This window comes from Candidatus Baltobacteraceae bacterium, from assembly GCA_036489885.1.
GTDB lineage: Bacteria > Vulcanimicrobiota > Vulcanimicrobiia > Vulcanimicrobiales > Vulcanimicrobiaceae > JAFAMS01.
Map to the genome: position 1 here is coordinate 1,578,347 of DASXEW010000003.1, position 12,046 is coordinate 1,590,392.

Below are 12,046 nucleotides of genomic sequence, written 5' to 3' on the forward strand. Positions count from 1 at the left end.
TTAGCCGGATTTGATGAAGAGCGGTGCGATGGTCTCGTAGACCGACAGCAGTGTCAGAGCACCGACGATGATCGCCGTAGCCCACGCGATGATGTTGAAGGCGAGACTGTTTACGTGCTCGCCCATCAGGCTGCGCTTGTTCACCATGATCAGCATGAAGACGAGCAAGAACGGCAGCAGAATTCCGGAGACGATCTGCGAGATCAGGATGACGCTCAGCAGCGGAACTCCCGGCAGGAGCACGAGACCAACGCCGATCGCGATGACCGTTGCGTACGCGGTGAAGAACACGGGCGCGTCGCGGAAGCGATTGTCGACGCCGGCTTCAAATCCGCCGGCCTCGCAGATATAGTACGCGGTCGACAGCGGCAGGATCGACGCCGTGAAGATGCCGGCGTTCAGAATGCCGAGCGCAAAAAGGACTTCCGCGAACTCGCCTGCGAGCGGCTTGAGCGCTATCGCAGCATCAGACGCTTGATTGATTGCAATCGGCGCGAGGTGCGGATGCGATGCGTTGAAAACGAAAATCGTGGCTGCCGTGCACAGAATCATGAAGAACGACATGAAGTCCGTTACGAAGCAGCCGAACACGACATCGATTCGCGATAGCGCGTAGTCGCGGACGCGAACGCCCTTTTCTACGATCGCGGCCTGCAGATAGAAGCACATCCACGGCGAGATCGTGGTTCCGACGAGCGCGATGACCATCCAGAGGTAACCCGAATCGGTCTGAAAGCTCGGAACGAAGAAGCCGCGCCAGACATCGGGCCAATGCGGCTGCGATTTCAGGCCGGATATGACGTAAGAAAAATAAAGCGCGGACGAAACCAGGAAGACGCGTTCGGTAATTTTACGATTGGCGCGCAGAATCAAGAAGAAGACCAGCAATCCCACGATCGGTACGGCGAGGAATCGCGAGACATGGAAGATCTCGGCCGCGGCGGCTACTCCCGCAAACTCTGCGGCTGTCGTGAATACGTTCGATGAGACGAAGGCAAGGCCGAGTATCGCCGTCCAACGGACGCCGAAATTCTCGCGGATCAGTCCCGAGAGACCCTTGCCGGTCACCGCGCCCATGCGCGCGGCCATCTCTTGCACGACGACGAGCGCAATCGTGATCGGTATGAGGACCCAAAGAATCTTGTAACCGTACTGCGCGCCGGCTTGAGAATATGTCGCAATGCCGCCGACGTCGTTGTCGGCGCTGGCGGTAATGATGCCGGGCCCGACGATTGCGAGCAGTCCGAGCAGGGCTGGAAGGAAGCCGCGTCTGCGTGTGAGCGAGACAGCCATTTACGCTACCCCGGCACGTTCCTGATGTTTGTGCTTGCGCGTGAAGCGCGGCAACTGTCGCTTGACTCGCTCCGGTAGGATTGCGTCGATCGCGTCGTCGACCGTCACGATGCCGAGCATCATCCCTTTTTCATCGACGACTGGACACGCCAGAAGGTCGTAACGCGCAATCGTGCCGGCGACGTCCTGTGCACTGGTTTCCGTGTCGACGTGCACGACGTCGCGTTCCATGATGTTGTGGATCGTGTCGGTCGGTTTTCCGAGCAGCAAATTGCGCAGCGAGAGAACGCCGAGCAGCTTCTCGGATTGATCGAGGACGTACAAGTAGTAGATGAACTCGGTCTCAGGCGCCAGCTCGCGGATCTTGTCGATTGTTGCGGCGACCGTACGATGAGGATAGATCCACATGTAGTCGGTCGTCATCAAGCCGCCGGCGGTGTCTTCCTCATATTCCGTGAGCTCGCGAAGCTCGACTGCGCGCTCCGGCTCCATCGCGGAGAGCAGTTCTTTCTGCTGCTCTTCGGGGAGATCGCTAAGGAGATCGGCGGCATCGTCCGAGTCCATCTCTTCGATGATGTCGGCCGCGCGTTCCGTGCCGACTTCTTCGATGATCGTCTTCTGCATGTCGGGCTCGAGATGTTCGAGCGCGTCGGCAGCGGTTTCGTCGTCGAGGTGCGTGATGACGCGCGCCGCGTCGTTCGTCGAGAGATCGCTGATGATCTCTGCGAGATCGGATGGATGAAGCCGGGGCAGCTGCCGCTGCGAAACGGAAAGGCGGACGTCGGAAGGCGAGAGGTCGTCGATCGGCGCGACGTCGTTCCATGAAATCATGCGTCGCGGAATGCGGTCGAAGACGGGCGCCGGAAGACGATTGGCGCCGAGCCTGCGCAACAAGCCGGAGAGACCGATGTCAGCTGCAACGACGCGCAAGGTTCCGCCCGTGCGCGCGATCTCGATGTCGTTGATGCGAACGAGTTTACGGCCTTCGACGTCGACGATCTGCTTGTCGAGCAGATCCTCGACCAAATACAAGGCCTGATCTTCCGGCGGCGGCGCCTCTGTCGGAGCAGCGCTGAGCGAAACACGGTTCGGTTCGATGTCGACGAGCGTATCACTCGGCGCGAGATAGTGACCGCTTCGCGCCTTGATGATCAGCGAATCGATCTTGGGAAACGTATCGTGCGGCTGTGTCACGACAAAATCCGTGACGCGTCCGATCGTTATTTGTCCGCTCGGGCCGACGACGACCGCAGTCTTGCCGACGATCTCCGAGAGGAACCCTTCGTGGAATCCCACCGTGATACACCTCCTCTACGTCGAGTTTTGGCACCACACGCTATAGAGTCAAATGATCTCAGCCGCGTTAGGTACCGCCTTGATTCGACGGTGCCTGGTCACCCATTGGGGTCTCTCGACCTTTCCGGGCAGCGGCGTGTCTTCGTGTGGACGCCTCACCTAACGAGGAATCCTTACTTATCTTATGGAGCTTCGTAAGGTGCGTCAAGCCGGAGCAGCGTTCTGGATCCGTTAAACTTAGCGATCGACTGTGCCCGCGAGGCCGGCGAGCTGCTCCTCGCGCGATTTCAATCGGGTCTTCATTATGAAGAGAAGTCGCGTCGCGGCGATCTCGTTACCGAAGCCGATCGTCAAAGCGAAAAGCTGATCCTCGAACGTATTCGCGCAGCATCGCCAGGGGCGACGATCGTTGCGGAAGAGAGCGGCGTGCACACCGGCAGCTCCGATGAACGATGGTTTGTCGATCCGCTCGACGGTACGACGAACTTCGCGCACACGTATCCGCTCTTTTGCATCTCGATTGCATGCGAGCGACGCGGAGAGCTCGTTGCGGGAGTCGTTTACGCGCCGAAGTTAGGCGAGCTCTTCGCCGCCGAGGTCGGCAGCGGTGCGCGGCTGTTGGCAAACGGTCAAGACGAGCATCCGATCTCCACCTCGAATGTCGCGCATGTCTCCGAGGGGCTCTTGTGCACGGGCTTCCCACCCGGCGGCCTGGGCGCAAACCTGCCCTCGTTTCGTGCGCTTTCGGAAATCGCACATGCCGTGCGGCGGGACGGAGCCGCCGCGCTTGATCTCGCGTTTCTTGCGGCCGGCCGGTTCGACGCGTTTTGGGAATTCGGCCTTTCGGCTTGGGACGTCGCAGCGGGCACGTTGCTCGTGCGGGAAGCCGGCGGAGCGGTCACGGCAAGCAACGGAGAGCCGCTGGATTATTTCGGGCGCACGATTCTCGCCAGCAACGGTTTGCTGCACGACGAGATGCTCGAGCGACTAAGTCGTTTGCGAGAGTCCGGCTAAGGCGGGAATACGCCGCGTCGTCCAATCACCGCGCCGCAATCGCAGCCACGTGATTAGCGAGCGCACGCTCCAGGACGCGATCCATGCGATGCCGATTGCGTAAAGGCCGAACTGCACGACGTGGGTGAGAAGCGCGACGATGGAAACGGCGACGAACGCGCCGATAATCCCCGTCCACATCGAAAAGCGCGTGTCGCCGGCGGCGCGAATCGGTGCAAGCACGGCGATCGCATATGATTTGATCGGCAAGGTCGTGAGGTGAAGGGCAAGCGGCAACGCTGCGACGTTTGCGAGCGCCGGACTCAAGGTAACGAGTGCAGTTAACGGCCACGATAGCTGTATGAAAATCACACCGACGATCGCGCCGACCAGTACGGCGAGACGCGTTGCGTGCATGAGAAAATCTTGCGCGCCTTGTGTGTCGCCTGCACCTAAACGTTGCCCGATGATTATCTGCATCGAATCACCGAACGCCCCCGGGACCGCCCACGTCAAGTCGGTCACGACCGTGAACGCGCGGAACGCCGCGACCGCGACGGCGCCGAGCGGCGCGAGAAATGCGACGGTAAGCGCATCGGGGACGAGCAGCAGGACGAGCATTACAAATTCAGGCAGCGCAAGCAGCGTCGAGGCGCGGCACAAACTGAAATCGATGTCGAGTTCTTCCAAGATGTGATATTGCGGACGTCGCATCGTAACGAGGATGCAATAGACCGCGCCGACGCACTCGGAGAGCAGCGAGGAGAGACCGGCCCCGAAGAGCCCGAGCCTCACGTGCGTCCCGACGCCGAGTGCGAGCACGATCAGCAGCGGAATGTGCACGATGTTGATGATGAACAGCGTCCGCGGCGCGAGCCGCATATCGCCGGCCGCGCCGAATGCCGCGATGGCTTGTGCAGCGATCGTCATTGGAATGAGCGAGATGCAGCGCAAGATCAGATAGTGCGAGGCTGCACCGCGAATCGGAATCGATCCCAGCATGAGGCGCATCGTCGGCTCGGCCGCAAAGATCGAAATCAGCGCCACCACGACTGCAACGACGAAGGGCGCGACCAGCGACGCCCGGACGATGCGGCCGAAAGCCGCAACATCGCCTTTGCCGAGCGCTTGCGCTTCCATGATCCGCCCCGCGCTCGGGAATGCCCACAGACCGATCGCGAGGATAACGAAGATGCTGGTCGCAGCGCTGATTCCGGCCAGGGCAGCGGTGCCGATTGCACCCACCACGATCGTATCGGCAATGCCCAGAAATTGATCGGCGACGAGCGCAAGTGCATTCGGCGCGCCAAGCCGCCATAAGGCCGCCGGGACGTTGCGATGGTCGACGATCACGCTCCATGCCAACCCGTACGGGGGGCGTGAAGATGCGCCGCCCGAAGCGTCGCGGCGTGAAGATTGGGCGCATCTTCGGGATCGAGATCACGATCCACGCGACGTGGCTCTTCGGCTTCGCGTTCGTAGCCTGGACGTTCTCAACCGGAGTCGGTCCCTTCGCGCCCGTGCACGTCAACGACACCGTGCGCATCGGCCTGGCAATCTTTACGGCACTGCTCTTTTTTGCGAGCGTTTTGATTCACGAGCTCGCGCATTCATTATTGGCGCGCAGTCGCGGCGTGCCCGTGAGCGGGATTACGTTGTGGCTGTTCGGCGGCGTCTCACAGTTCGAAGCGGACCCGCAAACGGCGCCCGTGTCGGCTTGGATCTCGGCAATCGGTCCGCTGAGCAGCCTGGCACTCGCCGCTATCTTCTATGGTTTGATGCGCCTCTTTGGTCTGGTAACTCCGCTCGGCATTGCGTTCGGATACTTGACCTACGGCAACTTGCTTCTCGCGATTTTCAATTTCGTGCCGGCCTATCCACTCGACGGTGGCCGCGTATTGATGGCGCTCGTTTGGCGCGCGACCGGGGATAAGTATCGCGCAACGCGCGTCGCCGTCGTCGTCGGACGCTTCTTTTCGTGGGCGCTGATGGGCCTCGGTATCATCCAAGTGTTTGCAGGCGACATCATCAGCGGCTTCTGGACGATGATCATCGGCTGGTTCTTGTTGCAAATCGGCACGGCCGAAGGTTTGCAGGCCGAAGTTAAACAGGCGCTCGGCGGACATAGCGTCGGTGAGCTTGCAACACAGGGGAATCCGATTGGCGCCGATGTGACGGCCGAAGCGGCACTCCAAGCGATGTTGCGCACGGGAAGCCGTGCGCTACCCGTCATGTTCGGCGAAAAGCTCGTTGGGATCGTCTCGCTCGAAGACATAGGTAAGGTGGCTCCCGACGAGTTGAGCAAAACCTACGTCACTGCCATCATGACGCGCGAAACGGAGCTCGTGCCGGTTGCTCCCGAGACTCCCGCGACCGAAGCGCTCCAACTGCTGGCGCGCAGCGGACACGATCAGTTACCGGTGATTTCGCGCAGCGGTCAGCTCGTCGGGTTCATCACGCAAGAGAGCGTTCTGCGATGGGTTGCCGCCCATCGCCGTTGACTTCCGCACCGAGGAACGTTAGCTCGACGGTCACGCCGTTCGGGTCGTCAACGAAAATTTGCACGTCGCCGTTGCGTGGCACGACGCGCGTCTGGAACGGAAGCTTCCGCTCCTTTAGAAGCGCGCACAGCGCGTTGTAGCCGGTCATGCGGAACGAGACGTGATCGATTGCGGCGCCGGCCCGGCCTTCCGCCATTCCGTGCGCACCTGCGTCGCGCGCGTCGGTAAGATGGATGACCGCTTGTTCGCCCGCGTACAGCCAATAGCCGTTGAAATTAAACGGTGGCCGTTCGCCGTTTCGCAAGCCCACGATATCGACGAAGAAATCGCGCGTCGCTTCAGGTTGCATCGTCCGGATATTGATGTGGTCGAGCTTTGTTGCGGGCATACGGCACCTCGTGCGTAAGGTTTTCCCCGACCCGGCCTATTCCCATCCTCCGAGGCGGGCGCGGTCGAGCAGCATACTGCGCGTGGCTGCCAAAATGCGCGCGACCGGCGCGCGCCGGTAGTCCCACTCCGCACCGGGCGGCGGCGCTGGAACTGTCATCGTTGCGTTGGCTTCGAAGACGAGGATCCGCCCGCGTTCATCGAGCCCGAAATCGATGCCGCCGTAGTCGAGCTCGAGGCGTGCACTGATCGCGTACAATGCACGGAGCCCTTGCTCGCCGAGCACCGACTCCGGCGAAACGAGATATGCTTCGTCTTCAGCCCGACGTTCCGGATGTTGTGCCATCTCCGCACTAAAGAAATGCACTTTCCAGTTGTTTGAGACCGCCGCGTGCATCGGGTAGAGCTCGTCGCCAACGATCATCATCCGGTATTTTCGAAAGAGTCCGTCCGGGCTTTGCGTAGGGAGCGCTTCGATTGCGAGCAGCTCGCCCGCGGGTAAGAGTGCCAGCGCCTCGGGAACTTTTTCGGGTTGCTCGACGTGTACGAAGTGTTGACCCGAATGGAATCCGGGCGCGCGCAGGAGCATCGGCCAGCCAAGGTCGGGTATTGGGCCGCTCCGCGAAAACCGGTGCGTCGCCGGGATCACTACGCCGGGGAGGTCGCGCAAGCGTTCGGCAAGCGCCGTGCGGGCTGTGGCGAGGACGGCATCGGGACAGTTGACGATCGGTGCGACGCTTAAGGCTACAATCTCACGCGCGCGTTCGAGGGCAGCGGCGTTACGGTCCGCATCGGTGATCGTGTTGAAGAGGACGTGATGCTGCGGAAGCTGGACCCCGTCGTTGAAGCGTTCGACGATCAGGGTTGCGATCGAGAACGTCGCATCACTGAGCCACTCGCCTGACGTAGCGCCGAACTGGTCTTCGGACGTCAGCAGCAGCAATCGGGGAACGCCTTCGCGCAGCGCGCCGTACGTGCTCGTGCTTACGGCGGCGGTGCCGAGCGCAGCCCGCTGATGCCGCAGCGATTCCGTCTCGCTGCCCTCGATTGCATGGATGCGCGCCATGCCCAGATGGCCGATCGCGGAGTCGGGATCGAGCGCGAGTGCCTGCTCCAAATGCGAACGCGCTTCGGGAAATTGTTCCAGCTCGAAGAGTACGATACCGAGGTTGGCGCGCGCCATCGCATCGGACGGTGCGAAATCGACCACGTGTTCGAGCAGGGTGCGCGCGCCCTCACGTTCCCCTTCCCGATGTAAAATGCGCGCGAGATTGTTGAGCGCGCCGGCGTGCGTGGGATCACGCTCGATCAGATCGTGATACGCCTCTTTGGCCTCACCGACGCGTCCTAACGCTTCGAGTAGAATCGCGCGTTGGAAGAGGAGATCGACAAGATTCGCGTCGGCCATAAAATCACAGTGCCTACCGCCTGGCACTCTGACCTGCCAATAACAAAGTCGTGGTGTCAGAAGTCGGGTGGGTACTTGCCGGGCTAGTCTTGGCGCTGGGCGTCGCGTCCATGCTCTTCTTCGACGAGCGGAAGGCGGCCCTCGAGCGCTCCTTGCTTCGCGAATTGCGCGAGGTACAAATGGTCAACCAAGACCTTTGGGACGGCCTCGGGCCTGAGCGGTATAAGGAAATCGTGTCGATCTACGTCCGGATGCGCGAAACGTATGTTCGCGCCAACTTCATCATCGATTTTTGGAACAAGGCCGGCCGCGCGTACGGAAAGCGTCAGATCAACCGCCAGCGCTTCATTCGAAAGGTCGCGCCAAAGTGCGACGGACTGTGGCGCGACTTCGGCGACCTGATCGGCTATCTGCAGCAATGCGAGCCGCAGCGCATCGCAGGCTGGCGCCGCATCGAGGCGGCGTCCGTCCGTGAGCTCGCGCGCACGATGAAGCAAATCGAAAAGATCAAGACACAAAAAGCAGCGTAGGATGCGCATCCTCGAGATTCGCGATGACGTCGCGCCGATCGCGTCGTCTATTCGTAACGCGTTCATCGATTTCAGCACGATGACCGCAAGCATCGTCGCGATCGTCACCGATCAGAAGCGTGACGGCAAGCCGGTTATCGGATTCGGATTCAATTCGAACGGCCGCTACGCGCCGCAAGGGCTGTTGCGGGAGCGCTTCATTCCCCGTTTGCGGGAGTTTGCCGAGGCGGATCCCGTGGCGGCGTGGACGGCCATGATGCGCAACGAGAAGCCGGGCGGCCACGGAGAGCGCTCCGTTGCAGTCGGCGTCCTCGATATGGCGCTCTGGGACGCAGTTTCCAAAGCCGAAGGTCTTCCGCTCTGGAAACTCCTGGCGGATCGCTATCGGAAGGGCAAAGCGGAGCCGGACGCCTGGGTGTACGCCGCGGGCGGCTACTACTATCCGGGAGACGACACGAAAAGCCTCGCCGAGGAATTGAAGCGCTACCTCGATCTCGGCTACGACACAGTGAAGATGAAGATCGGTGGTGCCGATCTTGCGACCGATCTGCGGCGAATCGAAACTGCGCTCGGCGTCGTCGGCGAAGGACGGCGTCTGTGCGTCGACGTTAACGGACGCTTCGATCTCGAGGAGGCGCTCGCGTACGCGGATGCGATCGAGCCGCTCGAATTGCGTTGGTACGAAGAACCGCTCGATCCGCTCGACTACGCGACGCACGAGCAGCTCGCGCAGCGCTATCGCGGCGCGATCGCGACCGGCGAGAACTTGTTTTCGATGCAAGACGCGCGCAATCTCATCCGGCACGCAGGCCTACGTTCGGACCGTGATGTGCTGCAATTCGATCCTGCGCTTTCGTACGGACTCGTCGAGTATTTGCGTACGCTAGAGATGCTCGAGGGCCACGGTTGGTCGCGCACGCGCTGCGTTCCGCACGGCGGACATCAATTCGCATTGAACATCGCGGTCGGACTCGGCCTCGGCGGAAACGAATCGTATCCGCAGGTGTTCGCGCCGTTCGGCGGGTTTGCGGATGATTATCCGGTTCAGAGCGGTCGCGTCAAGCTACCGGAGCGCCCCGGAATCGGCTTCGAAGAGAAACGCGAGCTCTACGCGGTTTTAAAGAAGCTGGTCCCCGACCTCATACCGTAGCCGGCACCGCTTCGACGTTCTCGAAGAAGTATTTCGGCGGCTGCGGACCCCACACGAATAGCGCGTGTTCGGCCGGCACGTTGCGGCTTTCCCAAGCGCAGCCTTTGGGAATGTAGTCGATGTCGCAAAAGTATTCGGCGAAGCTTCCCCACGGGTCGCGTATGTAGTGGAAGAAGTTCGATCCGATGTAGTGTCGTCCGAAGCCCCAGCCTTCTTGATGGCCTTTGCCGTGCATGAAGATCGCGCCGATCCCGATCTCGTCGACGCCGCCGACTTCGAAGCTGGCGTGATGAAAACCGGGATGTCCGGATTTTCCGAAGGCCAGCACGTGATGATCGCTGCCGTGCGGCGTGTGCATGAACGCAACGATCTCGCCGGAACGGTCCGAAAGGCGTAAGCCGAGAAAGCGCTCGTAAAAGGCGACTTGCGCCAGCACCTCAGGTGAGAAGAGCAGCGTGTGTCCAAGTCGTCGCGGCGTTGCACGTTGCGGGCCATCCGGCGCTGCGCGCTCGCCCTCTCGGGCGAGACGGACGTCCATCTGCGTTTTCGCGTGCGGTGAACGCCGGCGCGTGACCGCCAGCTCGACGAGGTTTCCGTCCGGATCGCGGAACCACAGTCCGTCGCTCTGGTACTCGCGCGGCGAGTCCAGCAATTTGATGCCGCCCGATTCCAAGCGGCTGCGGAACGCGTTGCGTTCGCTCTCTTCGATTCCGAACGTCAGGTGGTGCAGATGCTTGGTGGGGCCTTCATAGAGGAAGCCGGCCACACCGTTGCCCGTCTCCAGCTTGAGAGCGTTTTCGCTCGTCGACGTGCGCAGGCCGAACGACGAATAGAAGTCGCCGCCGGCTTGCGGTTCCGGGACGGTGAGCGCAAAATGGTCGAGCGAGTGGACTGCGGGATCCATGCGTGAATGATTCTGACCCGCGGGGGGAAAGACCCACGAATGAGCCGCGCTTTCATGAAAGAGCTGGAAGACGCGCCGGAACCCAAGTTTGTATCCGGCCCGCGGGAGCATTCGATCACGCCCGCCGGCAAGCGTGCGCTTCAGAAGAAGCTCAAGACGACAAAGGACGACGAGACGCGACGCGCGCTCCAGGACGAGCTCGATGCATCCGTCGTCATCGAGCCTCCGGGCGATCGCAGCATTGTTGCGTTTGGCGCCGCCGTCACCGTGCAGCCCAACGATCAAAAAGACGATCGCGTGTTCACGATCGTGGGTGAAAGCGAAATGGACGTCGCGGATGGGAAAATCACCGACGCATCGCCGCTTGGAAAGGCGCTGCTCGGCGCCCACGTCGGCGACGATGTCGTCTGGCACCGGCCTGTGGGCGATGTCACTCTTCGAGTCAAGGCAATAAGGTACGAGGATCACTAGTAGGGTGTGACCTTGCGCCTGCTTCCACGCCCAGAGGTTTAGCCCCAACGGCGAATTGGAACGTTTGTGGGGATGCTACAAGCGACGCAGCGCCGTCTCAATGAACTCGAATGGGCTATGGCGCGCTTGTTGCGCGCGCCACGTGATGTTCGTCGAAGCAAACGGCAATTCGGAGTTGCAATGTCGACCGACGGCGGAATGACGTTCACGAACGCATATCCCGTCGACATCAGTGTCGACGGTGTCGGCTTGATCACGACGCAAGAGCTCAAGCAGCGAAGAGTGATCGTCACGATCGATCTCGACAGCAAGCGCATTCAAGCGCTGGCGCAGTGCGTCACCGCTCAAAAAGGGTTGCTTAAAGGAAACGTCGTCTGGCGCATCGGCGCGCGCTTCATTCAGATCGCGCGTGAAGACCGGATGTTGATCGACCGCTTCATCAAACGGCTTCCGCTCACGGCTGCACCGAAGCCACAGCACCACGGGCTGTTCCCGGACAATGTGATGAAGAAGATCCTCGAGGAGCTCGTCGCCCTCGAACGTCTTGCACCCGTACGTCACGGGAAGCAGCCGCTCGTGAAGATGTCGCACGCCGGCGTCATTCAGCGCGGAAAGCAAACGATGCACAGCGTGAAGATCGAGTCGCGCGTCGTGCGCGAGGGAACGACGACCGTTTACACCACGCAGGTGTTCGTCAGCGATCGCCTTACGCGCATCGAACTCGTGCCGATGGATAACGGCCGCCCGGAGCTGATCGTCCCGACCTCGTTGCGCCGCCCCGCACCCGCAAAGGCTCCCTGGCAGCGCCTCTTCACGTAGTAGCTTTTTCTTGTCACACCGCAGCGTAGGCGCGCATTGTCATCCCGAGCGTAGTCTCGCGCATTGTCATCCCGAGCGTAGGCGCGCGAAGCGCGCCGTAGTCGAGGGACAGCGGAAATGCAGATGACCGCTTTGAATGTGCCGTTTGCGGAGAGGTGGCAGAGCGGTTTAATGCGGCGGTCTTGAAAACCGCTAAACGTGATGAACGTTTCGAGGGTTCAAATCCCTCCCTCTCCTTAGAAGTTCCGCTACTCGCCGAAGGTGCGGCGCGCACATAACGTGGGCGTGGAAGCT

12 protein-coding genes, 1 tRNA gene and 1 riboswitch are annotated in these 12,046 nt (G+C 61.1%); of the genes, 7 read left to right on the forward strand and 6 right to left on the reverse strand.

Going from position 1 to position 12,046, the window contains the following annotated elements; genetic code table 11:
* Window positions 1-1,293 carry a divalent metal cation transporter gene (locus tag VGG22_13655; protein HEY1729419.1) on the reverse strand — a complete coding sequence of 431 codons (1,293 nt, stop codon included), beginning with the start codon at window positions 1,291-1,293 and terminating at the stop codon, window positions 1-3.
* The gene (locus VGG22_13660; GenBank protein ID HEY1729420.1) at window positions 1,294-2,589 is read right to left on the reverse strand and encodes a CBS domain-containing protein; all 1,296 of its coding nucleotides are present in this window, start codon (window positions 2,587-2,589) and stop codon (window positions 1,294-1,296) included.
* A 6-nt stretch (window positions 2,590-2,595) separates the two neighbouring features.
* Window positions 2,596-2,763: riboswitch (M-box (ykoK) riboswitch) on the reverse strand.
* 96 nt (window positions 2,764-2,859) lie between these two features.
* On the opposite strand from VGG22_13660, the gene VGG22_13665 reads away from it, so the two are divergent.
* A complete protein-coding gene (locus VGG22_13665) occupies window positions 2,860-3,603 on the forward strand; it encodes an inositol monophosphatase family protein (GenBank protein HEY1729421.1) in 744 nt (247 codons plus the stop codon).
* On the opposite strand, the gene VGG22_13670 is transcribed toward VGG22_13665, so the two are convergent.
* A complete protein-coding gene (locus tag VGG22_13670) occupies window positions 3,577-4,935 on the reverse strand; it encodes an MATE family efflux transporter (GenBank protein ID HEY1729422.1) in 1,359 nt (452 codons plus the stop codon). The two genes, VGG22_13665 and VGG22_13670, sit on opposite strands and share 27 nt — an antisense overlap.
* A gap of 5 nt (window positions 4,936-4,940) precedes the next feature.
* On the opposite strand from VGG22_13670, the gene VGG22_13675 reads away from it, so the two are divergent.
* Window positions 4,941-6,083, forward strand: coding sequence for a site-2 protease family protein (locus tag VGG22_13675; protein ID HEY1729423.1), 1,143 nt, complete (start codon window positions 4,941-4,943; stop codon window positions 6,081-6,083).
* Here VGG22_13675 and VGG22_13680 read toward each other — a convergent pair.
* On the reverse strand, window positions 6,037-6,471 hold the full coding sequence (locus tag VGG22_13680) for a VOC family protein (protein ID HEY1729424.1): 435 nt from the start codon (window positions 6,469-6,471) through the stop codon (window positions 6,037-6,039). The two genes, VGG22_13675 and VGG22_13680, sit on opposite strands and share 47 nt — an antisense overlap.
* A 36-nt stretch (window positions 6,472-6,507) precedes the next feature.
* Window positions 6,508-7,878 (reverse strand): tetratricopeptide repeat protein, encoded by a 1,371-nt coding sequence (locus VGG22_13685; protein HEY1729425.1) that lies wholly within the window; start codon window positions 7,876-7,878, stop codon window positions 6,508-6,510.
* A gap of 53 nt (window positions 7,879-7,931) precedes the next feature.
* On the opposite strand from VGG22_13685, the gene VGG22_13690 reads away from it, so the two are divergent.
* Together VGG22_13690 and VGG22_13695 are read left to right on the forward strand one after the other, a co-directional pair.
* Window positions 7,932-8,408, forward strand: a complete 477-nt coding sequence (locus VGG22_13690) for a hypothetical protein (GenBank protein HEY1729426.1) — start codon at window positions 7,932-7,934, stop codon at window positions 8,406-8,408.
* A 1-nt stretch (window position 8,409) separates the two neighbouring features.
* Window positions 8,410-9,558 carry a mandelate racemase/muconate lactonizing enzyme family protein gene (locus VGG22_13695; GenBank protein HEY1729427.1) on the forward strand — a complete coding sequence of 383 codons (1,149 nt, stop codon included), beginning with the start codon at window positions 8,410-8,412 and terminating at the stop codon, window positions 9,556-9,558.
* Here VGG22_13695 and VGG22_13700 read toward each other — a convergent pair.
* A complete protein-coding gene (locus VGG22_13700; GenBank protein ID HEY1729428.1) occupies window positions 9,548-10,462 on the reverse strand; it encodes a VOC family protein in 915 nt (304 codons plus the stop codon). The two genes, VGG22_13695 and VGG22_13700, sit on opposite strands and share 11 nt — an antisense overlap.
* Window positions 10,463-10,501: 39 nt before the next feature.
* On the opposite strand from VGG22_13700, the gene VGG22_13705 reads away from it, so the two are divergent.
* The 3 genes from VGG22_13705 to VGG22_13715 all read left to right on the forward strand — a co-directional run bounded on the left by VGG22_13705 (window position 10,502) and on the right by VGG22_13715 (window position 11,989).
* Complete coding sequence (locus tag VGG22_13705) at window positions 10,502-10,933, forward strand: GreA/GreB family elongation factor (GenBank protein ID HEY1729429.1); 432 nt, start codon at window positions 10,502-10,504, stop codon at window positions 10,931-10,933.
* 72 nt (window positions 10,934-11,005) lie between these two features.
* Entirely contained in the window at window positions 11,006-11,752 is a 747-nt protein-coding gene (locus VGG22_13710; GenBank protein ID HEY1729430.1) for a hypothetical protein, read from the forward strand.
* Between the two features lie 149 nt (window positions 11,753-11,901).
* Window positions 11,902-11,989 (forward strand) — tRNA-Ser (locus VGG22_13715).
* The last annotated feature ends 57 nt before the right edge of the window (window positions 11,990-12,046 follow it).

Bases quoted from the DNA above. Each gene is read 5' to 3' on its own strand.
- VGG22_13655 (HEY1729419.1), bottom strand. From the start codon at position 1,293: ATGGCTGTCTCGCTCACACGCAGACGCGGCTTCCTTCCAGCCCTGCTC.
- VGG22_13675 (HEY1729423.1), top strand. From the start codon at position 4,941: ATGCCAACCCGTACGGGGGGCGTGAAGATGCGCCGCCCGAAGCGTCGC.
- VGG22_13680 (HEY1729424.1), bottom strand. From the start codon at position 6,471: ATGCCCGCAACAAAGCTCGACCACATCAATATCCGGACGATGCAACCT.
- VGG22_13685 (HEY1729425.1), bottom strand. From the start codon at position 7,878: ATGGCCGACGCGAATCTTGTCGATCTCCTCTTCCAACGCGCGATTCTA.
- VGG22_13695 (HEY1729427.1), top strand. From the start codon at position 8,410: ATGCGCATCCTCGAGATTCGCGATGACGTCGCGCCGATCGCGTCGTCT.
- VGG22_13700 (HEY1729428.1), bottom strand. From the start codon at position 10,462: ATGGATCCCGCAGTCCACTCGCTCGACCATTTTGCGCTCACCGTCCCG.
- VGG22_13705 (HEY1729429.1), top strand. From the start codon at position 10,502: ATGAGCCGCGCTTTCATGAAAGAGCTGGAAGACGCGCCGGAACCCAAG.
- VGG22_13710 (HEY1729430.1), top strand. From the start codon at position 11,006: ATGCTACAAGCGACGCAGCGCCGTCTCAATGAACTCGAATGGGCTATG.